This window comes from Sphingomonas hylomeconis (genome assembly GCF_025370105.1).
In the GTDB taxonomy this organism is placed as follows: domain Bacteria; phylum Pseudomonadota; class Alphaproteobacteria; order Sphingomonadales; family Sphingomonadaceae; genus Sphingomonas; species Sphingomonas hylomeconis.
This window is the reverse complement of the sequence record NZ_JANQBK010000013.1, coordinates 1-21,454: the sequence shown is the minus strand read 5'-3', so window position 1 is coordinate 21,454 and position 21,454 is coordinate 1. Positions and strand designations below refer to the sequence as shown.

20 protein-coding genes are annotated in these 21,454 nt (G+C 67.3%); 5 read left to right on the top strand and 15 right to left on the bottom strand.

Features of this window, described 5'->3' with window-relative positions; translation table 11 throughout:
- Positions 1 to 41 precede the first annotated feature (41 nt).
- Positions 42 to 1,397, top strand: coding sequence for an MFS transporter (locus NV401_RS14025; protein WP_261295067.1), 1,356 nt, complete (start codon positions 42 to 44; stop codon positions 1,395 to 1,397).
- On the opposite strand, the gene rarD is transcribed toward NV401_RS14025, so the two are convergent.
- Both rarD and NV401_RS14015 read right to left on the bottom strand, forming a co-directional pair.
- The gene (rarD, locus tag NV401_RS14020; protein WP_261295066.1) at positions 1,375 to 2,256 is read right to left on the bottom strand and encodes an EamA family transporter RarD; all 882 of its coding nucleotides are present in this window, start codon (positions 2,254 to 2,256) and stop codon (positions 1,375 to 1,377) included. The genes NV401_RS14025 and rarD overlap by 23 nt on opposite strands.
- 54 nt (positions 2,257 to 2,310) lie before the next feature.
- Positions 2,311 to 4,596 (bottom strand): CDC48 family AAA ATPase, encoded by a 2,286-nt coding sequence (locus tag NV401_RS14015; protein ID WP_261295065.1) that lies wholly within the window; start codon positions 4,594 to 4,596, stop codon positions 2,311 to 2,313.
- A 335-nt stretch (positions 4,597 to 4,931) separates the two neighbouring features.
- Between NV401_RS14015 and NV401_RS14010 the strand changes: the two genes are divergently transcribed.
- On the top strand, positions 4,932 to 5,822 hold the full coding sequence (locus NV401_RS14010; RefSeq protein ID WP_261295064.1) for a LysR substrate-binding domain-containing protein: 891 nt from the start codon (positions 4,932 to 4,934) through the stop codon (positions 5,820 to 5,822).
- A 214-nt stretch (positions 5,823 to 6,036) separates the two neighbouring features.
- Here NV401_RS14010 and NV401_RS14005 read toward each other — a convergent pair whose 3' ends face one another.
- Complete coding sequence (locus tag NV401_RS14005; protein ID WP_261295063.1) at positions 6,037 to 6,495, bottom strand: peptidylprolyl isomerase; 459 nt, start codon at positions 6,493 to 6,495, stop codon at positions 6,037 to 6,039.
- Positions 6,496 to 6,624: 129 nt separating this feature from the next.
- Here NV401_RS14005 and mgtE point away from each other — a divergent pair, with 129 nt between their 5' ends.
- Positions 6,625 to 8,040 (top strand): magnesium transporter, encoded by a 1,416-nt coding sequence (gene mgtE / locus NV401_RS14000; RefSeq protein WP_261295062.1) that lies wholly within the window; start codon positions 6,625 to 6,627, stop codon positions 8,038 to 8,040.
- A gap of 24 nt (positions 8,041 to 8,064) precedes the next feature.
- On the top strand, positions 8,065 to 8,469 hold the full coding sequence (locus NV401_RS13995) for a DUF1489 family protein (protein ID WP_261295061.1): 405 nt from the start codon (positions 8,065 to 8,067) through the stop codon (positions 8,467 to 8,469).
- An 8-nt stretch (positions 8,470 to 8,477) separates the two neighbouring features.
- Here NV401_RS13995 and NV401_RS13990 read toward each other — a convergent pair whose 3' ends face one another.
- The 6 genes from NV401_RS13990 to NV401_RS13965 all read right to left on the bottom strand — a co-directional run bounded on the left by NV401_RS13990 (position 8,478) and on the right by NV401_RS13965 (position 14,267).
- A complete protein-coding gene (locus NV401_RS13990) occupies positions 8,478 to 9,206 on the bottom strand; it encodes a head GIN domain-containing protein (protein ID WP_261295060.1) in 729 nt (242 codons plus the stop codon).
- A gap of 37 nt (positions 9,207 to 9,243) precedes the next feature.
- Positions 9,244 to 9,987, bottom strand: a complete 744-nt coding sequence (locus tag NV401_RS13985) for a head GIN domain-containing protein (protein ID WP_261295059.1) — start codon at positions 9,985 to 9,987, stop codon at positions 9,244 to 9,246.
- Positions 9,988 to 10,111: 124 nt separating this feature from the next.
- Entirely contained in the window at positions 10,112 to 10,645 is a 534-nt protein-coding gene (locus NV401_RS13980) for a CarD family transcriptional regulator (protein ID WP_261295058.1), read from the bottom strand.
- A 418-nt stretch (positions 10,646 to 11,063) separates the two neighbouring features.
- Positions 11,064 to 11,405: a ferredoxin FdxA gene (gene fdxA, locus NV401_RS13975; RefSeq protein ID WP_261295057.1), complete on the bottom strand. Its 342-nt coding sequence runs from the start codon at positions 11,403 to 11,405 to the stop codon at positions 11,064 to 11,066.
- 56 nt (positions 11,406 to 11,461) lie between these two features.
- The gene (locus NV401_RS13970; RefSeq protein WP_261295056.1) at positions 11,462 to 11,767 is read right to left on the bottom strand and encodes an RNA-binding S4 domain-containing protein; all 306 of its coding nucleotides are present in this window, start codon (positions 11,765 to 11,767) and stop codon (positions 11,462 to 11,464) included.
- Complete coding sequence (locus NV401_RS13965; RefSeq protein ID WP_261295055.1) at positions 11,760 to 14,267, bottom strand: helicase-related protein; 2,508 nt, start codon at positions 14,265 to 14,267, stop codon at positions 11,760 to 11,762. Before NV401_RS13965 ends, NV401_RS13970 begins: the two co-directional genes overlap by 8 nt.
- Positions 14,268 to 14,510: 243 nt before the next feature.
- Between NV401_RS13965 and NV401_RS13960 the strand changes: the two genes are divergently transcribed.
- On the top strand, positions 14,511 to 15,977 hold the full coding sequence (locus NV401_RS13960) for a M23 family metallopeptidase (protein ID WP_261295054.1): 1,467 nt from the start codon (positions 14,511 to 14,513) through the stop codon (positions 15,975 to 15,977).
- A gap of 36 nt (positions 15,978 to 16,013) precedes the next feature.
- On the opposite strand, the gene NV401_RS13955 is transcribed toward NV401_RS13960, so the two are convergent.
- The 6 genes from NV401_RS13955 to NV401_RS13935 all read right to left on the bottom strand — a co-directional run.
- A complete protein-coding gene (locus tag NV401_RS13955) occupies positions 16,014 to 17,681 on the bottom strand; it encodes an ATP-binding protein (RefSeq protein WP_261295053.1) in 1,668 nt (555 codons plus the stop codon).
- 76 nt (positions 17,682 to 17,757) lie between these two features.
- On the bottom strand, positions 17,758 to 18,489 hold the full coding sequence (locus tag NV401_RS13950) for a TIGR02186 family protein (RefSeq protein ID WP_261295119.1): 732 nt from the start codon (positions 18,487 to 18,489) through the stop codon (positions 17,758 to 17,760).
- 35 nt (positions 18,490 to 18,524) lie between these two features.
- Positions 18,525 to 19,439, bottom strand: a complete 915-nt coding sequence (locus tag NV401_RS13945; protein WP_261295052.1) for a sulfite exporter TauE/SafE family protein — start codon at positions 19,437 to 19,439, stop codon at positions 18,525 to 18,527.
- 185 nt (positions 19,440 to 19,624) lie between these two features.
- Entirely contained in the window at positions 19,625 to 20,563 is a 939-nt protein-coding gene (locus NV401_RS13940) for a hypothetical protein (RefSeq protein WP_261295051.1), read from the bottom strand.
- Positions 20,515 to 20,742 carry a DUF6471 domain-containing protein gene (locus NV401_RS18795; RefSeq protein WP_380815764.1) on the bottom strand — a complete coding sequence of 76 codons (228 nt, stop codon included), beginning with the start codon at positions 20,740 to 20,742 and terminating at the stop codon, positions 20,515 to 20,517. Before NV401_RS18795 ends, NV401_RS13940 begins: the two co-directional genes overlap by 49 nt.
- A gap of 57 nt (positions 20,743 to 20,799) precedes the next feature.
- The coding region (locus NV401_RS13935) for a hypothetical protein (RefSeq protein ID WP_315369581.1) at positions 20,800 to 21,454 on the bottom strand (655 nt) is incomplete at its 5' end.

Below are 21,454 nucleotides of genomic sequence, written 5' to 3'. Positions count from 1 at the left end.
CGCGGGTTTGCGCGCGGGCGCAAAACCCGTAAGCCAGAACCATGGGTGAGGAACAGACAGCCGGCGCGAGCCCGGCGACCGTGCGGCGCATCGAGCGCGATTTTCTGCTGCTGTTCATCGTCATGCTGACGATCGCCGCCGGCAACACTGCGATGCAATCAGTGCTCCCGGCGCTCGGACGCTCGCTCGACGTGCCGGACAGCGCGGTCGCCGCCGCGTTTTCGGTTTCGGCGCTGCTCTGGGTGATCTCGGCGCCGTTCTGGGCCAACCGGTCCGACCGGCATGGCCGGCGGGCGATGATCCTGCTCGGCATGGGCGGCTTCACCGTCTCGTTGCTGCTGTGCGGCATTGCGCTGACCGCCGGGATCAACGGCTGGATCGGCGGCACGACGGCGTTCCTCGCCTTCATCGTCGGGCGGCTGGTCTATGGCAGCTTCGGCTCGGCCGCGCCGCCCGCGGTGCAGGCGCTGGTCGCCGGCAGCACGACGCGCGCCGAGCGCACGCGCGCACTGACGCTGCTTGGCTCGGCCTTCGGCTTGGGCACGATCATGGGGCCGGCGATCGCGCCGTACCTGACGCTGGGGCGTATCGGGGGGATCGAGATCGGACTGGCCGGTCCGGCCTTCTTCGCCGCCGTGTTTGGCGCCGGCATCTTCATCGCGGTGTATCGCATCCTGCCCGACGACCTGGCCGCCGCGCGCAGCGCGCCCGATCCCGACAGCCCCGACTCCGAAAGCCATGGCGCGGCGATCGCCTATCCCTCGGTGGGCGGGCAATCGTCGGGCGCGAGCGTGACTGCGGCGACGCATCTCGTCGGCGAGCGAATCGGCTATCTCGATCCGCGGATCCGCAGCTGGATGATCCTCGGGCTGATCATGGGCCATGCGCAGGCGATGACCGGCCAGGCGATCGGCTTCCTGGTGATCGACCGGCTGGGCGTTCCGCCGATCGAGGCGCTGAAGCCGACCGGCCTGGTGCTGATGATGGGCGCGGGCGCGGCGCTGCTGGTGCAATGGGGGCTGATCCCGCTGCTCAAACTCGATCCCAAGCGGCTCGTGCTGGTCGGGCTGGCGCTGTCGGCGCTGGGCTGCGCGCTGACCGGACTGGCAACCTCGCTGTACGGCATCGCGATGGCCTATGCGCTGGCCTCGGCCGGGTTCGGCTTTACCCGCCCGGGCTTCACGGCGGGCTCCTCGCTGGCGGTCGGGCCGGCGGCGCAGGGATCGGTCGCGGGCAAGGTGACCAGCGTCAACGGCGCCAGCTTCGTGCTCGGGCCGTCGATCGGCGTCGGCCTGTACGAGGCGCAGCATTCCCTGCCGTATCTGGTGGCGAGCGCCGCCTGCGTGCTGGTGATCTTCTATGCGTGGAAGGCGCTCAAGACGCCGGTGACGCAGTAGCGCGCCGGCTGCCCATCACCATGCCGGTGGCATAGATTGCCAGCGCGACCCAGATCAGCCCGAACGCCGCCCATTCGACGGCGCGCAGGCGCTCGCCATAGACCGCGACCGCCAGCACCAGCTGCAAGGTCGGGCCGATATATTGCAGCAGCCCCATGTCGCTGTAGCGCACCCGCTTTGCTGCCGCGGCGAACAGGACGAGCGGGATCGCCGTGACCACGCCCGCTGCGGGAAGCAGCGGCCAGGCCGGGCCTGCGGCAATCGACGTGCCGGCGATCAGCAGCCAGGCGAGCGACGGCGGCGCGAGGATCGCGGTCTCGATCAGCAGGCCGTCGAGCGCGTCGACCGGCGTCATCTTGCGGATCAGCCCGTAGACGGCGAAGGTGAAGGCCAAGGTCAGCGGGATCACCGGCACCCCGCCCTGCTCGTACGCCAGGAAGATCACGCCCAGCGTCGCCAGCCCGACCGCGATCAGCTCGATCCGGCCCAGCCGCTCGCGCAAGATGACCACGCCGAGCGCGACGTTGACCAGCGGATTGATGAAATAGCCAAGGCTGGCCTGGGCGACGTTGCCGCCGTTGACCGCGACGATATAGCACAGCCAGTTGAGCGCGATCAGCGTGGCCGAGGCGGTCAGCGCGAACATCAGCCGCGGCGTGGTGACGATCCGCCGCAGCGCTGGGCCATGCCTGAGCGCGAGCGCGAGTCCCACGAGCAGCAGCAGCGACCACAGGATGCGGTGCGCCAGGATGTCGGGCGCGGGGAGCGGCTTGAGCAGCTTCAGAAAGGCCGGCAGCAGGCCCCAGATCGTATAGGCGATGACGGCATAGAGAATGCCGGGATTGATCCTGGGGGTCATGGCAGCGCCCGTGCGGGGTTTGGCGGCGAGCGTCAATCGCTCGCCGCCCCCAGATCAGGTCGCGGCGCGCCCGCGCAGCTGCCCCGGCGAGACGAAGCCGATCGGCTGCAGCGCTGCCGCATCCTGCTTCAGCTGCGCCGCGATCTGCTGGTAATCACGCTCCATGTCCGGCGTCACAGAGGCGCGCGAATCGACCAGCGCCTCCTCGAAATGCGCCATCGTCACCTGCGATACCGACAGCGACTGGCGCAGCGCGATCAGCCCGGCGCGGCGCACCAGATCCTCGAGATCGGCACCCGTGAAGCGCTCCGCCCGCTGCGTCAGCACGGTGAGATCGACATCGTCGGCGAGCGGCATCTTGGCGGTCTGGATCTTCAGAATCCGCGCCCGCCCGGCGACATCGGGCAGACCGACATAGATCAGCTCGTCGAACCGGCCGGGCCGGAGCAAGGCCGGGTCGATCAGGTTGGGCCGGTTGGTCGCGCCGATCACGACGACCGACTGCAAATCCTCCAGCCCGTCCATTTCGGCCAGGATCGTGTTGACCACCCGCTCCGTCACCTGCGGCTCGCCCATCCCGCTGCCGCGCGTCGGCACCAGCGAATCAAGCTCGTCGATGAACAGCACGCACGGCGCCACCTGCCGCGCGCGACTGAACAGCCGGGCGATCTGCTGCTCGCTCTCGCCATACCATTTGCTCAGCAGGTCGCTCGATTTGGTGGCGATGAAATTCGCCTTGGCCTCGCGCGCCACGGCTTTGGCGAGCAGGGTCTTGCCGGTGCCGGGGGGGCCGTAGAGCAGGAAGCCCTTGGCCGGGCGGATGCCGAGGCGACGGAACGCGTCCGGGTCCTTCAGCGGCAGCTCGACGCCTTCCTTGAGCCGCGCCTGCGCGCTGTCCAGCCCGCCGACATCCTCCCAGCGCACCTTGGGTGCCTCGACCATCACTTCGCGCATCGCGCTCGGCTGGACGCGCTTCAGCGCATCGAGGAAATCCTCGCGCGTCACGGCGAGCTCGTCGAGCACTTCAGGCGGGATCGTGCCGTCGGACAGGTTGAGCCTGGGCATGATCTTGCGCACCGCCTCGATCGCCGCCTCGCGCGCGAGCGCGGCGAGATCGGCGCCGACAAAGCCGTAGGTCGTGCTGGCCAGTTCATCGAGATCGACCTTGTCGCCCAGCGGCATGCCGCGCGTATGAATGCCCAGGATCTCGCGCCGGCCGCGTTCGTCCGGCACGCCGACGACGATCTCGCGGTCGAACCGGCCGGGGCGACGCAGCGCCTCGTCGATCGCCTCGGGGCGGTTGGTCGCGGCGATCACTACCACGTTGGCGCGCGCCTCGAGCCCGTCCATCAGCGTCAGCAACTGCGCGACGAGACGCTTCTCCGCCTCGCCCGACACCTGGCCGCGCTTGGGCGCAATCGAATCGATCTCGTCGATGAACACGATCGACGGCGAGGCCTTCTGCGCCTCCTCGAACACCTGGCGCAGCCGCTGCTCCGATTCGCCATAGGCCGAGCCCATGATCTCGGGCCCGTTGATCAGGAAGAATTCGGCCGCCGATTCGTTCGCCACCGCGCGCGCGAGCCGCGTCTTGCCGGTGCCCGGCGGGCCGTAGAGCAGCACGCCCTTGGGCGGATCGACGCCCAGGCGCTGGAACAGTTCGGGATAGCGCAGCGGCAGTTCGACCATCTCGCGCAACTGGTCGATCGTGCCGGCCATGCCGCCGATATCATCATAAGTGACGTCGGCACGCCGCGCCTCCTTGGGCTCTTCATATTCAGGGCGCAGTTCGATCTCGGTATTCTCATCGACATGCACCACGCCCTTGGGCGTGGTGGCGATGACCGCGAGGCGGATCTCCTGCAGCGCATAGGCCGGCGCGCGCAGGAATTGCTGCACGCCCGGCGGCATGTTGTCGACGCGCTGCTGCCCGGCGGTGGCGACGACATCACCCTGCGTCAGCGGGCGGCCGAAAAAGGTCCGCTTGAGCGCCTGGGACGAGCCCTGCAACCGCAGGTTCTGCTGCGCGGGGGCAAACACCACGCGCGTCGCCGGCTTGGATTCGACCTTGCGCACTTCGACGAAATCGCCCGAGCCGACCCCGGCATTGGCGCGCTGCAGACCATCAATCCGCACGATCTCCAGCCCCTCGTCCTCGGCATAGGGCGCAACCGCGCGCGCCGGCGTGGAAGATTTGCCGACGATCTCGATCACATCGCCTTCGGCCAGCAGCAACGCCGCCATCAGCGAGCGCGGCACATGTGCCAGGCCACGTCCGCTGTCTTCGGGACGCGCATTCGCAACCTGCAATTTGCGGACGGGATTTTCGCTATCGGCCATCAACTCTCTCTTCGAACGCTGAAGTGTGAGCGCGGAAGATAGGTGGCTGGTTCCGCTTATACGAGGCGGGCCGGTGAATTCGTCGGGAGCCGCGGCGGATGGCAGGCAAAAAAAGGGCCAGCCCCGGAGGGCTGGCCTTGGAAAGTTTTAGGAGAGGATGCCTGAAAGGCACGGGCTATGTGCCGCCGAATCGTATATTGTGCAAGTGCGAACGAAATCATCGCGGTTGCAATTTATGCAACCATTGGTGAAATAGTACGCAGGTGAAATGATCGTTTCAGGCTAGAGCGGTATTGGGTGCAGCGCACAATGCACGCCGCCGTAATGGAGTATCGATGCGCAGACTGCCGCCCCTTACCGCGATCGAGGCGTTCGTGCAGGTCGCGCGACTGGGCTCGATCAAGGCCGCGTCGCAGGAACTCGCGCTGTCGCCCCCCGCGCTCAGCCGGCGGGTGCAGGCGCTGGAACGCTTCATCGACAAGCCGCTGTTCGAACGCCGGCATCAGGCCCTGGTGCTCAATCTCGATGGTGAGCGGCTGCTCGCGCAGATCGCGCCGGCGATCGATGCCTTGTCCGATGCGGTCGAGATGATGACCAGCGGCACCGAAGTGTTGCGGCTCAGGCTCGGCATCCTGCCGCTCTACGCCTCGCAGCGGCTGTTCCCCAAATTGCCCGAGCTGCGTGCCAAGCATCCCGAACTGCATCTCGATATCGATACTGCCGGCCACGGCGTGGCGCGATTGGGCGACGGACTGGATGCGGTGATCGCGCTGGCGCGGGAAATCGATCCCGGTCTGTATGCCAAGCGGCTCGATCGCAATTCGGTCTATGTCATCGGCGCCAAGACGCTGCTGCAGGGCCCCAATCCGATCGCCCGGCCCGAGCAGCTCGCCGGCCTGACCGCTTTGGTCCACCGCGAAATGCCCGACACGTTCACCGCCTGGCGCAAGGCGGCGGGGCTGCGCGACCTGGAGCCGGCCGCGGTCGATCATTTCGATTCGGGCGCGCTGATGCTCGAGGCCGCGGCACAGGGGCTGGGCGTCGCATTCATGCACGAAAGCCATTTCGAGGATGCGCGCGACGACCGGCTGGTGCGGCTGTTCGATATCCCGGTCGAGAGCCCGTACAGCTATTGGTTCGTCTGCCGCCCCCGCGCGCTGGCGCAGAAGCCGGTCAAGCTGTTCCACGACTGGCTGATCGAGGCGGTGGCGGATCCGGGGGTTTAGCGAACCGTGGCGACAGTCCTGACGATTACTGACGCCACTCCAGCCCCCAACGTCATGCCGGACTCGTTCCGGCATCTACCGTGCCGCATGCCGCCTGCCGTCGATTGTGCGGGCCGGTGGACCCCGGAACAAGTCCGGGGTGACGGGTAGGTCGGGATCCTAAAACGATTGAACCCCCGCCACGGAATGACGGGGGTTCGGATTCAAAGGCAGGCTACTCTGCCTTGGCGGAGACGATCTTGCCCGGCGTGCGCGGCGGCTCGCCCTTGGGCAGCGCATCGACCGCGTCCATGCCGTCGGTCACTTCGCCCCAGACGGTGTACTGGCCGTCGAGGAAGCGCGCATCATCGAGGCAGATGAAGAACTGGCTGTTGGCCGAATCCGGGCTCTGCGCGCGCGCCATCGAGGCGACACCGCGCTTGTGCGGCTCTTTCGAGAATTCCGCCGGCAGGTTCGGATGGTTCTTCGACCCGTGCATGCCGGTGCCCGTAGGATCGCCGCCCTGCGCCATGAAGCCCGCGATCACGCGGTGGAACACCACGCCGTCATAGAAACCGGCATTGGCCAGCTCGGCGATGCGCGCGACGTGCTGCGGCGCGAGATCGGGGCGTAGCTTGATCTTCACCTCACCGGTGTCGAGCGTCAGAGTCAGCGTTTCGAAGGTATCGGCCATTGGGGGCTCCTGGAATGGGGAAGGCCGGGAAGTAGCGACGGCACGGGTGAGTTGCAATGCGCGCCCGGGGATGACGACCGGGGAATGGTGGGTTAGGGAGGCGCGAACGAGCGACCGGAGGTCAAGGATATGAGCGAGACCGACCCGATCGCCGACGCTGCCGAAGAGACGATGCAGCTCGACAGCCAGCTGGATGGCGACGATCGGCTGAAGCCCGAATTCGTGCGCAAGGTGCTCGACGCGGTCGAGGACGGCGACGATGAATCGGCGCGCGCGCTGGTCGAGCCGCTGCACCCCGCCGACATTGCCGATCTGTTCGAACTGACGCCCAACGATCAGCGCCGCGATCTGGCGCGCGCGATCACCGATCTGCTGGACGGCGACGTGTTCGCCGAGATGAACGATTATGTCCGCGAGGACCTGATCGACGCGCTCGAGCCGCACGAAGTCGCCGACATCGCCTCCGAACTCGATACCGACGATGCCGTCGCGATCATCGAGGACATGGAGGAGGACGACCAGCGCGCCGTGCTGCGCGCGCTCGACCCCGACGATCGCGCCGCGATCGAGGAAGCTTTGTCCTATCCCGAGGAATCCGCCGGCCGCCTGATGCAGCGCGAACTGATCGCGGTGCCGGAACATTGGACCGTCGGCAACGCGATCGATTATCTGCGCGGGCATGAGGAACTGACCACCGACTTCTGGGAAATCTTCGTCGTCGACCCGACGCACAAGCCGGTCGGCACCTGCCAATTGTCGTGGCTGCTGCGCACGCCGCGCAGCATCCCGATCGGCGACGTGATGCAGCGCGAACAGACGCTGATCCCGGTCGATATGGACCAGGAAGAGGTCGCCTTGCGCTTCCAGAAATACGCGCTGATCTCGGCAGCGGTGGTCGATCCCAATGGCCGGCTGGTCGGAATGATCACGGTCGACGACATCGTGCACATCATTTCCGAGGAAGCGGGCGAGGACACGCTGCGCCTCGCCGGCGCCGGCGATGGCGACATCAACGAGCCGCTGCACCTGACGATCCGCACGCGGATCACCTGGCTGGTGGTCAATCTCGGCACGGCGATGATCGCCGCCTCGGTGGTCGGGCTGTTCCAGGGCCAGATCGCGCGCTTCGCCTTGCTCGCCGTGCTGATGCCGATCGTCTCGGGCATGGGCGGCAATGCCGGCACGCAGACGCTCGCCGTGGTGGTGCGCGCGCTGGCCACCAACCAGCTGACCAGTTCCAACACCGCGCGCATGATCCTGCGCGAGTTCCGCATCGCGGTCGCCAACGGGCTGATGCTCGGGCTGCTGATCGGCGGCGGCACCTGGCTGATCTTCGGCAATCAGGATCTGGCGATCGTCATCGCGCTGGCGATGGTGATCAACAACATGATCGCCGGGCTCGCCGGCGTGCTCGTGCCGGTGACGCTGGAACGCGCCGGGGTCGATCCCGCCGTATCCTCGGCGGTGTTCGTGACGACCAGCACCGATGTGATGGGTTTCCTGTCGTTTCTGGGGCTTGCGACATTGTGGGGGCTTGGCGGTTAGCGCCGCGCTGCCCACATTCGAGCGATGCCGCTACATTTGACCAAGGTTGCGTTCGGCGCCGAGAGCGTCGAGCACCTCGCCGAACGCCTGCGCCTGCGCGGGCTGGAGGGCCCCGTCTTCCTCACCACGCGCTACCTGCCCAAGCGGCATGAGGAAGTCGCCGGACAGGGGTCGATGTTCTGGATCCTCAAGCATCAATTGGTCGCGCGCTCGCCGATCCTGGGCTTTGGCGAGGCCGAAGGCGGGCGCGTCGCGATCCATATCGATCCGGCGCTGGTGCTGGTGCAGGGCCGCCCGAAACGCGCGCACCAGGGCTGGCGCTATCTCGAAGGCGCCGACGCGCCGGGCGATCTGGGGGACGGCGCCGAGCTCGATGCGGCGATGCCCGCCGGGCTGATCAGCCGCCTGTCCGCGCTCGCCTTGCTCTAGCGCCCGGATCAGGGCGCGGGCGGCGGCCCCTTGCCGCAGCGCACCGGCCCGGCGGGATTGCCGTGGATCGTGCAGGCCGGCGTGCCATAGACGGTGACCGGGCCGACCCCGGTGGCGGTAATGCCCGCCGTGGCGCGCGCCTGGGCGACCATCTCGCCATTGCCGTCGGTGCGCAGCAGCAGATCGTCCGCGACCAGCGCGCCGGCCTGCATCGCCACCGTGCCGACGGTCGACAGCCGCACCTTGGCCGCGCGTCCGCCGAGCGTCATCGTGCCGGCGCCGATCGCATTGGCGACGAACTGATCGGCATCCACCCCGTCGGCGCGCAACGTGCCGCTGCCCGACAGCGACAATTCGATGCGTTGCCCCTTGAGCGGCCCCGTGATCGTCACGTCGCCGCCGCCGCTCAACGTGGCGTAGCGGATCATCCCGGTCGACACGCGGATCACCGGTGCCGCGGCATCGCGCGAAACCGGCTGCTCGCCCCAGCCATTGACCCCGGCGCGGATGATCAGCGTGCTGCCCTCGACGCGGAGATCGATCGTGTCGGTGGCACGCGGATCGCCCTCGGCCTTGGCGCTGGGCGAGCGGCCGGTGGTCAGCACGACGCGGAACGGCCCTTCGACCCGCAGCCGATCGAAGCTGCCGACCGAATAATTGCGCTCCGCCGCCGCGGCGGGGCCGGCAAGCGCGAGACAGACAGGCAGGAGGAGGGCCGAGCCCAGCAGACGCTTCATGCCGCGAAGATCGCGCTTCTGCCGCCGCGACGCAAGCTCAGTTGCCGCAGCGCACCTCGCCCGAGCCCAGCTTGCTGGTCGAGCAGCGCGCGCCGGGGCCGAGATCGACATCGCCCGAACCGAGCATGTTGATCTTGGCCGGCCCGTTGACCTGGGCACGGACGCTGCCCGTCCCGGCGATCGACACGTCCGCTCCCTCCGCCTTGAGCGCTGCGGCGTCGACATCGCCCGTCCCGGCGATCTCCACCTCGAGCTCCTTGGCCAAGCCGGCGGCCTTGATGTCGCCGGTGCCGGCAAGCGCGAATTTTGCGCTCTGGACGCCGAGCGCGCCGATCGTGAGATTGCCCGAACCGGCCAGCGCGCCCTCGAACGCCTCCCCCTCGGCGCGGTCGATCGTCAGATCGCCCGAGCCCGCCAGGCTCGCCGCGGCGATGCGTGGCATCGTCACATAGACCGTGACCTTGTTCTTGCTGCCCCAACTGATCCCGTGCGACCTGACCCGGCCGACCTTCAGCGTCGTGCCGTCGCGTTCGATCCGGAGCTTGTCGAGTTCATCCGAGGGCCCTTCGGCGCGGACCGAGAAGCCGGTGCCGACGCGCACATCGATATCGTCCGCACCGCTGAGCTCGACCGCGGTGAAATCGGCCGCGGCGAACGTGCGCGTCGTGCCGCTGCCCGAGGCGGGCAGGCCCGGCGTGGACGATTCCGGATCATCGAACGAACAGGCCGCGAGCGGCATCGCCAGCAACGGTGCCGCGACGAGAAAAGCGAGAACGCGCATATCAGCCTCCAGGTGTGTATTGCCTTAATAATACACTCGGCGCCGATCTACAACGAAAAAGGGGCGGCCGTTGCCGGCCGCCCCCAAATCTGCCGATCCAACGGCATGGCGCAGGAATCACCGATCAGACGGCGACCTTGTCCTTGTTGTGGATCGCCGCGGCCTTGCGCAGGATATCGAGGATCTTTTCCTGCGCCGCCGGCTCGTCGACCTGCTCCATCGCGGCGAGTTCGCGCGCGAGGCGGCTGGTCGCGCCTTCGAAGATCTGGCGCTCGGAATAGCTCTGCTCCGGCTGGTCCTCGGCACGGAACAGATCGCGGACCACTTCGGCGATCGACACGAGGTCGCCCGAATTGATCTTCGCTTCATATTCCTGCGCACGCCTGGACCACATGGTGCGCTTGACGCGCGGCTTGCCGGTCAACGTGTCGAGCGCCTCACGCAACGTCTTGTCGCTCGACAGCTTGCGCATGCCGACGCTTTCCGCCTTGTTGGTGGGGACACGGAGCGTCATCCGCTCCTTTTCGAAGCGCAGGACATACAGTTCGAGTTGCATGCCGGCGATTTCAGATTTTTGCAGTTCGATCACACGGCCAACACCGTGCTTGGGGTAAACGACATAATCGCCGACGTCGAAGGACAGCGCCTTGGCAGCCATTCCGTTGAGCCTTTCCGTGAACAGATCCCCTGTGGAAGCTCCGCGAGGCTTGAAGCGGCCTGCGTGGTGCGCGATACGGGGATTAGGGTTTTGGGTACGTCTCCAGATCAAAAGGACGCGCGCAGGCGCCTTCCGTCCCCGCCTGTTTAGCAGAGTCGTAATAAAATTACCAGTGTTGCGTCGCACAGCGATGCCGGCGCCCGCAGCTTGCCGCACCACCAGCCGTCATCCTGAACGTGATTCAGGATCTATCGTGCCGCACATCCGGCGCCTGTAAAGCGAGCTAGCCACTGAACTCGGGCGGTCCTGAAGAACGCCGAGAGCACAGTTGTCGGCCGGATCGGGGTGTCCCCCGTCCACCAGCCGTGCCGGGCGCTGCGGCTGCCGCATCGGCGCGGGCGTGGCCGCGCCTGCGCCGTCAGTCGCCGGCGCCGGGCTCGGGCGAGAAATACTTGTCGAACTTGCCCTCTTCGCCCTTGTGCTCGTCGGCATCGGCCGGAGTCTGGTTGGCGTTGCGGGTCACGTTGGGCCATTGCGCCGAGAAGGTGTTGTTGAGCTCCAGCCACTGTTCGAGGCCGGATTCGGTATCGGGCAGAATCGCCTCGGCCGGGCATTCGGGCTCGCACACACCGCAATCGATGCATTCGCTGGGATTGATCACCAGCATGTTCTCGCCCTCGTAGAAGCAATCCACGGGACAGACCTCAACGCAGTCCATATACTTGCACTTGATGCAGGCGTCGGTGACGACATAGGTCATTATGGCATTCCTGAAGGCGACGAACGCCCGCCTGCTATGCCCGCACGCCGCGGTCGTCAATCAGATGCGTTGTCCTGCGACACGTTATTGCCGAGTTCCGAATAGCAGGCGCGCGCTTCGGGCGCCGGCCCGCGGCGTGGCGGCAGGGCCTCGATGCGGATCACGCGGACGCGATCATTGTACAGGAAGGTCAGCACGTTACCGGGCCGGACCGGGGCGTGCGCGCGATCGATCGCGCGGCCATCGATGCGCAGGCGGGTATGGGTGGCGATGGTCTGCGCGGCGCTCCGCGTCTTGGCCAGCCGCGCGAACCACAGGAAGCGATCGAGCCGCATCGCGCCCGGCGCCCCGCCGTCAGCCATGGCGAAGATCGAGCTCGGCCAGAGCGGCGAAGGCATTGTCGCGCGGCGGGGGCGCCACGCGGACCGGGGCACGGCCACGCCATACCCAGCGCGGGGTGGCGTCTTCGGCCCGGGCGATCTTGAAGCCCAGCCCGGCCATCAATCGCTCCAGCGTCGCTGCGTGCACGCCGATCGAGATGGCGAGCGCCGGATCGGGCACGAACGGCTTCCGCCCGGCGCGCGCATCGTGCGCGGCGCGCGCGATGCGCTCGACCAGATCGACCCGCACCGCCTGCAATGCGATCGCGCGATACCCTTGCGACAGATGCGCGCCCGGCGCGGTGCGCGCCAATACCGTCGCGCCGTCGGCCGGGGCAGCGACGATCTTGCTGCCGTGCCGTGCCGCGACCAGTGCGCGCCGCCAGCGCGCCGCGGCCGGCTTCATCAGCCGCGGATCGAACAGATCGAGCGCGCCGATCGTCACGCCGATCTGGCGAAGCCGCTTGCGCGCCGGTTGATCGAGCCCGTCGACCGCGACCTGGTGATCGATCCGCGGCAGCAGCCCGCCATGATCGACCAAGGCGGCGGCGATCGCACGCAGCGCCGATCCCGCGGCGGGATCGCGCGTCGTCGCGTCGAGCGCGACGAGCGCGGGCACCTGCTTTGCCAGCTGCCGATCGAGCCACAGTGTCAGCCGCGCCTTGATCCGCTCGCGCAGCGCCGCGTCGAGGCAGTCGAGCGCGCGATCGAGCGCTATCTTCGGCCGCGCCAGCGACGGGCCGCGGCCGAGCGTCGCGACGATCAGCCCATCCCAGGCCAGCGCCGGGTGTCCATTCTCCTCCGCCAGCAGGGCCAGCGCCGCATCTTCGGCATCGGCCAGCGCACTGCCCCGCCGGCCGCGCTCCTCCGCCAGCCGGCGGTCCGCTGCGGCGAGCAACAGGCGCCGATCGGTCGCCCGCGCATCGGGGGCGACGGTGAAGGTGAAGCCGTGCAGATGCCCGATCGCGTGATCCTCGACCATCACTTCGCCTTGCGGCCCGATCGTCACCGGCAGATCGCGCGTGTTGGCGCCGATCTGGCGCAGCAGCATCGTCGTGCGCTTGTCGACGAAACGCTGCGTCAGGCTGAGATGCAGCGCATCGGACAGCCGCTCCTCGACCGCGCCGGCGCGCGCCGCCCAGAGCGCCGGATCGGCCAGCCAATCGGCGCGGTTGGCGATATAGGCCCAGCTGCGTGCCGCGGCGATCCGGCCCGCCAGCGTCTCGACATCGCCGGCGACATTGTCGAGCCGCGCGATCTCCTCGGCGAACCAGGTGTGCGGGATATAGCCTTGCCCTTCGCTGAGATAGCCGAAGACCTTGGCGACGAAGCGGCCGTGCGGATCGAGCCCGACCTTGCGGAAATCGGGCACGCCGCACGCCGCCCACAGCCGCGCGACCATCGCCGGCGACCGCGCGCGATCGCGCACCCAGCCCTCCTCCGCCAGTCGCTTGAGCACGAGCAGATCGAGCGCTTTCGGCGCGGCGCGCAGCTCGCGCGCCTGCGGGCGCACTTCCAGGCTGGCGATCAGATCGTCGACGCTGGAGAAATCGGGCTCGCCCTCGCGCCAGAACAGGTGATCGAGCTTGGGGAAGCGATGCTCCTCGATCGCCAGCACTTCCTCCGGCGTGAACGCGCCCGGCCCTTCCGCGACCAGGGCACCGAACGTGCCGTCGCGCTGGTGGCGCCCGGCACGCCCGGCGATCTGCGCCATTTCCGCCACCGTCAGCCGGCGCGTGCGCTGCCCATCGAACTTGTTGAGGCTGGCAAAGGCGACATGCGCGACGTCCATGTTCAGCCCCATGCCGATCGCATCGGTGGCGACGAGATAATCGACCTCGCCGGCCTGGAACATCGCCACCTGCGCGTTGCGCGTGCGCGGGGAGAGCGCGCCCATCACCACCGCCGCGCCGCCACGCAGGCGGCGCAGCATCTCCGCCACGGCATAGACCTCCTCGGCGCTGAACGCGACGATCGCCGAGCGTTTGGGCAGCCGGCTGATCTTCTTGGCGCCGGCATAGCTGAGCGTGGAAAAGCGCGGCCGATTGAGGATGTCGATCCCCGGCACCAGTGCTTTCAGCATCGGCCGCAGCGCCTCGGAGCCGAGAATCATCGTCTCCTCGCGGCCGCGGGCGCGGAGAATGCGGTCGGTGAAGACATGGCCGCGCTCGCGGTCAGCGCCGAGCTGCGCCTCGTCGATCGCGACGAACGCGAGATCCCGGGCCAACGGCATGCTTTCCGCCGTGCACAGGAACCAGCACGCATCCTTGGGCACGATCTTTTCTTCGCCGGTGATCAGCGCGACCTGGTTCTTGCCCTTGATCTTGACCACCCGGTCATAGACTTCGCGGGCCAGCAAGCGCAGCGGGAAGCCGATCATGCCGCTGGAATGACCACACAGCCGCTCGACCGCGAGATGCGTCTTGCCGGTGTTGGTCGGGCCGAGCACCGCAGTGACCGGGCGTTCATCGTTGCGCGACATGTCACACGCAACATCGGCGCGCGCAGGCCCCTGCGCAACCGCCTAAGTACGATTTCCTGGCGCTAACCTATTGGTCGGAGGATGGTTCCGCCGGCAGAAAGCGCCTTGTCGCAACTCCCGAACGGCTGGCCGAAGGCTGGCCCCGAAGGGCGGCGGTTAATTTGACTTTAGCACTTGGCCCCCACACTGGTCCGATCCACGCCGAGGGGTTGCGGCGGACCAATTTACCGGGGGCTTTGCGCCTTGTTTCTGCGTACCGATCATGGACACGATCAGGCCGGCGGCACCGCCACCGTCTCCTTTGGTCGCGCGATCGTCCCGCCCAGCCAGCTTACCCCGCTCGAGAAACTCCGCGCGGGCATCGCCAGCACCGATTGGGCGCCCGATCTCGGCGCGCGCATCGGATCGAAGGATTGGTGGCGCGGGGCGGCGACCTGCGCCGCGCTGATCGCCGCGACCTGCCTCCTGTCGCCCGGCTTCGACCGCACGATCACCGGCGACGTCGCCGCGCCGCTCGCCGGCGACCAATGGGAAGAGGCGCACGCGCAATCGATCGCGCCGCTTGCCTGGGGCGCCGATACCGGGCGGCGCATGGCCGCGGGCGATCTCGTCGCCCCGCTGACGCAGACGCCCGAACGCCCGATCATCGGGCTAACCGCGACCTATGGTAGCGGCGACGATTTCACGCGACTGCTGCAGCGCGCCGGCGTGTCTTCGGTCGATGCCTCGCGCGCCGCCGGGCTGGTGTCCCAGGCGGTCGCGCTGGAGCAATTACGCCCCGGCACGCGGATGGATATCACGCTCGGGCGCCGCCCCAATCGTACGGTCGCACGCCCGCTCGAACATCTCGCCTTCCGCGCGCGCTTCGATCTCAACCTGAGCCTCGCGCGCGAGGGCGATCGGCTGGCGATGACCCGCCACGCGATCGCGATCGACAATACGCCGCTGCGCATCCAGGGCCTGGCCGGCGCCAGCCTGTACCGCTCAGCGCGCGCCGCCGGCGCCCCGGCCAAGGCGGTCGAGGCCTATATCAAGGCGATCGCCTCGCGCGTCTCGATTGGCGCGGTATCGCCGTCCGACAGCTTCGATTTCGTGTTGCAGCAGGCGCGCGCCGCGACCGGCGAAGTGCAGCTCGGCCAGCTGATGTTCGCCGGGCTCGATCAGGGGCGCAAGAAGACGCAGCTGGTCAAATGGGATGACGGCACCTGGTACGACGCGCACGGCCAGACGCAGCGCCAGGGGTTCATGGGCATGCCGGTCAGCGGCCGGATCACTTCGAGTTTCGGCCTGCGCGTCCATCCGTTGCTCCGCTATGCCCGGATGCACAAGGGACTGGATATTGGCGCGCCCTGGGGCGCCCCGATCTATGCCGCGATCGGCGGCGTCGTGCAGATGGCCGGACGCAACCGTGGCTATGGCAATTTCGTCAAGCTCAGCCACGGCGGCGGCATTTCCAGCGGCTATGGCCATATGAGCCGCATCCTGGTCCGCCCCGGCCAGCGCGTGTCGCGCGGGCAGCAGATCGGCATGGTCGGCTCGACCGGCATGTCGACCGGCCCGCACCTGCACTGGGAAGTGTGGAAGAACGGCGTCGCGGTGAACCCGCGTTCGTTCAGCTTCGCGAGCGTCGCGGTGCTTTCGGGCGAGAAATTGCGCGCGTTCAAGGCGCGCGTGGCGATGCTGATGGCGGTCAAGCCGGGCCAGCATTGACGCACCCGTAACGGTCGGGCGCCCTGCTGCCCGAACTTACCGCCCTTGCGATCGCCAGCGCTTGATCGTCCGCTCGATGATCTCCCCCTCGCCGCCGGTCTGCCGCCACAGATCGGAGAATAAGGGATCGTCCGAGGCCGGGCGTTTATTGTCCTCCAGCCCGTCGAACGACACGCGGATCGGAATCGCCACGCCTTCGCCGCAGATGATGCATTCGCGGTTGCGCAGCGCCGGGATCGAATCGAGGAAGCCGCGCGCGCCTTCCGGCATCGCCGCGCGGACGAACGCCTGATCGCGATCGTTGTTGAGCCGCATCGCGATGATCGTGCCGCACTGCGACAGCACGCCTTCCGCGAGATCCGACGGACGCTGCGTGATCAGCCCCAGCGACACGCCGTATTTGCGCCCTTCCTTGGCGATCCGCCCGAGGATCCGGCCGACCGAGGAGGCATCGGCGTTGCGTTCGTTGGGGATGTAGCGATGCGCTTCCTCGCACACGAGCAGGATCGGGCGCTGCGGCTCGCCGCGTGACCAGATCGCGAAATCGAACACCATGCGGCTGAGCATCGCCACCACCACCGAGGTGATCTCGCTCGGCACGCCCGATACGTCGATGATCGAGATTGGCTTGCCGTCGCCCGGCAGGCGGAAGATGCGGCTGAGGAAATCGGCCATCGTGTCCGCCACCAGCATGCCCGAGAACATGAAGCCGTAGCGCGGATCGGCCTTGATCTCCTCGATCTTGGTCTTGAGCCGGAGATAGGGCGCGGTATCCCCCGCGCGGTCCATCTTGCCCATTTCCAGGCTGATCAGATTGGTCAGATCGCTGAGCAGATAGGGGATCGGCGCATCCACCGTCAGCTTGCCGATCTCCTGCCCGAGCCGGCCCTTGGCGCGGGCGAGCAGCAGGCATTTGGCGAGGATGTCCGAATCGATCTGGTTGTCGGAACCGTCGCTGGCGATGAACACCTCGCAATGTTCCTCGAAGTTCATCAGCCAATAGGGCATCTGCAGATTGCCGACATCGTAGAGCGCGCCGTTGCTCTTGAACGCGGCGCTATATTCGCCGTGCGGATCGATCATCACGATATGGCCCTGCGGCGCCAGCTCGCAGATCCTGTGCAGGATCAATGCGGCGCTGGTCGACTTGCCGGTGCCGGTGCTGCCCAGCAGCGCGAAATGCTTGCCGAGCATCGCATCGACATAGAGCGACGCGCGGATGTCCTTGGTCGGATAGACCGTGCCGATCTCGATATTGGCGCGGTCCTCGGCGGCGTAGATCTGCTGCAGATCGGCGGTCGATACCGGATAGACCGTGCAGCCCGGCACCGGATAGCGCGTCACGCCGCGGCGGAAGCGGTACAGCTTGCCGGTCAGTTTCTCCTCGTCGCCTTCGCCGAGAAAATCGACCTGTGCCGAGATGCGATCCTCGCCCCCTTCGAGCAGCTTGAGCGAGCGGATATTGGCGATCAGCCAGGTGCCGCCGACGCGCAGTTTGATCTGGCTGCCGACCGAACCGGCGCTGGCCACGACCGGATCGGCATGACCGGCGAGCGCCTCGAGCGCCTGCGGATCGAGCATCACCTGGCTGCTCGACCCGGCGATCTCGAGCACGATGCCGATCGGCGCGCCGAGCAACATGCCCGCGGGCACGGGCAGCACGGCTGCGGGAGCAAACGCCTCGCGGCCCAGCATCTCGGTCATTCGGGGATCGTCCTTCGGGTCGTGCGTTGAGCATCGACCCTGCAGCACAACCGGTAAAGATTGCGTTTGCCGCGCGTTACAGGCGCCGCGCGACCCAGCCCGCCGACCAGCCGAACAGGACCGACAGGCCCACCGCGACCAGCCCGTAGAGGATCGCATGGCTCTCCGCCGCGCGCGCGACGAAACGCTCGAAGCCCGATTTGCGGATGTCGATGTCGCGCGTCGCCGCCGCCAGCACGCGGCCGTCGCGAATCAGGAAGGTCTCCGCGGTGAACCGCCCGACCGGCACGCGCGCGGGGATCGACACGCGCGCGCGGTACAGCACGCCATCGGTGATCTCCACGGCGTGCGGCGCTTCATAATAGAGGCCCGAGCGCCGCTTGAGATCGACCAGCCCGCGCGCGAAGCGATCCTGCTCGGCCGGCGGCGCGTTGCTCGCCGGCGACAGCTGCAGCGAATCGAGCCCCAGTTCGTAGATCGCCTGGGTGCGATCATCGACCAGTTGCTTGATCGGGCGCGACGAGACGATCGCATAGAAGCTCGGCGCCGAGCGATAGCTGAGCCGCGCGGCATTGACCCAGATGCCGGCGACCTGCTCCTTCTCGCGCATCAGGATCGACTGGACCGGGCCCTTGACCACGATCACCACGTCGGTCGGCGTCTCGCCCACCGGCAGGCGCCCGCCGGGATAGAGGATCGCGCCGAACAGCAGCAGCTCCGCGCCGGTGAAGCTGTAGGCGATCTCGATCTCGCGCTGCGACACATCCGGCACCAGCACCGGCTTGGTCGCCGGCCGGCTCTGCGCCATCAGCAGCGGCGTCAGCGCGAGCAGCAGCCAGCGCCTCACGACAGTTCGACCGAATAGATTTCGTCCGGCTGCCAGCCCAGCCCGATCGCGACACGCAGGCCCACCAGCAGCACGATCACCGCGAGCGCGAAGCGCAGATATTCCGGCTTCACCGTATTGGCGAAGCGCGCGCCGACCTGCGCGCCCACCACCGAGCCGAGCAGCAGCAAGGCCGCCAGCACGATATCCACCGCCTTGGTGGTCATGGCATGCACCATCGTCGCCGCGGCCGTGACGAACAGGGTCTGGAACAGCGAGGTGCCGACCACCACCTGCGTGCCCATGCCGAGCAGATAGAGCATCGCCGGCACCATGATGAAGCCGCCGCCGACGCCGAGCAGGATCGTCAGGATGCCGGTGAAGAAGCCGAGCAACAGCGGCGCGAGCGGCGAGATGTACAGGCCCGAGGCATAGAAGCGCGTGCGGAACGGCAGCGCGGCGACCAGCGGATGATGCCGGCGCTTGCGCGGCCGCGGCGGGCGGCCGCCGCGCGTCGCCAGGATCGCCGTCACCGATTCGCGCGCCATCAGCCCGCCGATCGAGCCGAGCATGGCGACGTAGAGGATCGCGATCACCGTATCGATCTGCCCGCTCGCCTGTAACAGGCGGAACAGCCAGGCGCCGGCGAACGCGCCGACGATGCCGCCCGCGACGAGCACCCCGCCCATCTTGAAATCCACGCCCTGCCGCCGGACATGCGCGAACACGCCCGACACGCTGGCTCCGGTCACCTGGCTCGCGCCCGAGGCGGCGGCGACGGTCGGCGGGATGCCGTAGACGATCAGCAATGGCGTGGTGAGAAACCCGCCGCCAACCCCGAACATGCCCGACAACACGCCCACCCCGCCGCCGAGCAGCACGATGACGATCGCGTTGACCGACAGATTGGCGATGGGCAGGTAGATGTCCACAACGGCCGCGTTACCGCGAAGTCGCGCGGGGCGGAAGCGATAGCGCGACCCACCGGTGCTAGAAATCTGGCATTATCCGAACACACCAACGGCGACACGCACGTACCCGGGTGCGATGCTGTGCCACCGTTGCGATGCCCGTCTGTTAAAGAGCGCTAGTGTATCTGTCTTTAGCGCTGCTGGCGCTAGGTAACGAAGGGGTCAGCTCCCGCTACTACGAGCTTAACCCCACGCTCTTCCAGATTTCGAGGAACGACACTCATTCCCTGAGCATTCCGGTAAACGACATAGATCTGTTGCGTTATTCGACGTTCGGCTTCTTCGGCTTCGTAAACAAGCCTATAACTGACAGTTACGGCAGCCAGCAATGGCAAGTCGGTTTGCCCCGGGCTGGCCCAACTTGTAGAGCCAAGCCTCTCCTCCAAATCGTCGATTTCTCCAGTTGCATAGAACGCATGATCGTCACCGGGGAAAAGATATGTGGGAGTGTTATTCATCCTCAAATGTACGCCATCTGGGACTGAATCGAATGCACCGTTCCGATACTTAGGAAGCCACAGGCTGCCCGTCACCTTAATATCGCGCGCAACCGTAGCACCGACATTAACAACCAATGCCGTTACTGTCAGCTTTAGATGACCCGCGTCATACTGCAAATTCCAAGCCCTGTCGGTGTCTACGGAGAATTTCAACCAGGCTCGATTGCCAGCAATCATTGCTTCGCGGTTAATATCGTTGGCGCGCTGCGTTTCTCTGAACGTAGTCCAGACCAAGGCAACGCCGATGGCGCTCAACGCCATCCCTATCAGAGCAGCGCCACCCATAATCTGGGTCCACCACGCCGTTACCTTCTGAGCGGAGAGGTCTTGCTCGCTACGTTGGTTTTCGCGGGCGGCGGCCTCAGCCTTGCGTATACATTCTTTTTCGAGTTCAGGCGCAAGCTGGCGGCAGGTATCTCTTATCTCGTGCTCCGCATCGTCTCTGTAAAAATTGGAGGCATTGCTTGCGTAGCGTTCGTATGACCGGCTGACAAATGTCAGGTCTGTAATCAAAAACCAAAGGGCCGGAATGGCTACTAACCATCCGATAACCGCAATGATGTTGCCCCGATTGCCTCTAAGCATTGAAGTATAAACACCGCTGTAAATTTACCCCGCGCCAGCTTGTTCCTGATGTTCGGCTCGGTGTCCACAAGGTCAATCGCCGCCCGCCTCTCGACAAGCTGCGCGTCGGTCACGTTCCGACGCTTGAGTTCGGCCTCGAGCGGCCCCTTAACTTTCGCTTCCCAAACCGTATCTGACATTCCGCATCGCTGCCGATGGCATCCAGCCATGTCCTGGTGCGTTCGCTACTTAATGCCCTAGAAATCCGCCCCCAGCGTCAGCACCGGCCCCGAGCCCGGCGCCGCGTTGCCGGCGACGCGCTGGCGCCAGTCGAGCGACAGGCGCACCGGCTGGGGTCCGATCGGGAGCGTCGCGGACAGCGACGGGCCGAGATCGAGCCGGCTGGCACCGCGCTGTGCCGCGCCCCAGCCGCCGGCGCCGAGATCGAGCGTCACCCCTCCCAGCCGCACCAGCGGCCGGGCGATGCGCAGCGCGCCATCGGCATAGAGCTCGCCGCCGCCCCGCGCGATCACCCCGCCCTGCGCATAGGCCTCGAGCCGGAACCCGGCGGCGAGCGGCAGCGGGCCGATGCCGCCCACCGCGGCCAAGGTCGGCCCGCCGCGCCCCGGACCCAGCGCGATACGCTGTTCGGCAACGAGCCGCACGGGCAGGCGTGTCGGTTGCCATTCGACGCCCAAAGCGAGCTCGCGCATGCCCTTGCCGAGCGGCGCGCTGGCGCGCGCGGCCAGCGCCAGCCGGCGGTCGTCGGTCAGGGCATAGGCCAGCCGCAGCCCGGCCTGCGATCCGCCGAGCTGCGCCGTCGGAATGCCGCGCGCGCCCGCGCTGCCGTCGCGCGCGACCAGCCAGGCGCTGCCGAACAGGCGGGCGCGCCGCGCGCGCGTCGATGGCGGC

Bases quoted from the DNA above. Each gene is read 5' to 3' on its own strand.
- NV401_RS14025 (WP_261295067.1), top strand. From the start codon at position 42: ATGGGTGAGGAACAGACAGCCGGCGCGAGCCCGGCGACCGTGCGGCGC.
- rarD (WP_261295066.1), bottom strand. From the start codon at position 2,256: ATGACCCCCAGGATCAATCCCGGCATTCTCTATGCCGTCATCGCCTAT.
- NV401_RS14015 (WP_261295065.1), bottom strand. From the start codon at position 4,596: ATGGCCGATAGCGAAAATCCCGTCCGCAAATTGCAGGTTGCGAATGCG.
- NV401_RS14010 (WP_261295064.1), top strand. From the start codon at position 4,932: ATGCGCAGACTGCCGCCCCTTACCGCGATCGAGGCGTTCGTGCAGGTC.
- NV401_RS14005 (WP_261295063.1), bottom strand. From the start codon at position 6,495: ATGGCCGATACCTTCGAAACGCTGACTCTGACGCTCGACACCGGTGAG.
- mgtE (WP_261295062.1), top strand. From the start codon at position 6,625: ATGAGCGAGACCGACCCGATCGCCGACGCTGCCGAAGAGACGATGCAG.
- NV401_RS13995 (WP_261295061.1), top strand. From the start codon at position 8,065: ATGCCGCTACATTTGACCAAGGTTGCGTTCGGCGCCGAGAGCGTCGAG.
- NV401_RS13990 (WP_261295060.1), bottom strand. From the start codon at position 9,206: ATGAAGCGTCTGCTGGGCTCGGCCCTCCTCCTGCCTGTCTGTCTCGCG.
- NV401_RS13985 (WP_261295059.1), bottom strand. From the start codon at position 9,987: ATGCGCGTTCTCGCTTTTCTCGTCGCGGCACCGTTGCTGGCGATGCCG.
- NV401_RS13980 (WP_261295058.1), bottom strand. From the start codon at position 10,645: ATGGCTGCCAAGGCGCTGTCCTTCGACGTCGGCGATTATGTCGTTTAC.
- fdxA (WP_261295057.1), bottom strand. From the start codon at position 11,405: ATGACCTATGTCGTCACCGACGCCTGCATCAAGTGCAAGTATATGGAC.
- NV401_RS13970 (WP_261295056.1), bottom strand. From the start codon at position 11,767: ATGGCTGACGGCGGGGCGCCGGGCGCGATGCGGCTCGATCGCTTCCTG.
- NV401_RS13965 (WP_261295055.1), bottom strand. From the start codon at position 14,267: ATGTCGCGCAACGATGAACGCCCGGTCACTGCGGTGCTCGGCCCGACC.
- NV401_RS13955 (WP_261295053.1), bottom strand. From the start codon at position 17,681: ATGACCGAGATGCTGGGCCGCGAGGCGTTTGCTCCCGCAGCCGTGCTG.
- NV401_RS13950 (WP_261295119.1), bottom strand. From the start codon at position 18,489: ATGGCGCAGAGCCGGCCGGCGACCAAGCCGGTGCTGGTGCCGGATGTG.
- NV401_RS13940 (WP_261295051.1), bottom strand. From the start codon at position 20,563: ATGCTTAGAGGCAATCGGGGCAACATCATTGCGGTTATCGGATGGTTA.
- NV401_RS18795 (WP_380815764.1), bottom strand. From the start codon at position 20,742: ATGTCAGATACGGTTTGGGAAGCGAAAGTTAAGGGGCCGCTCGAGGCC.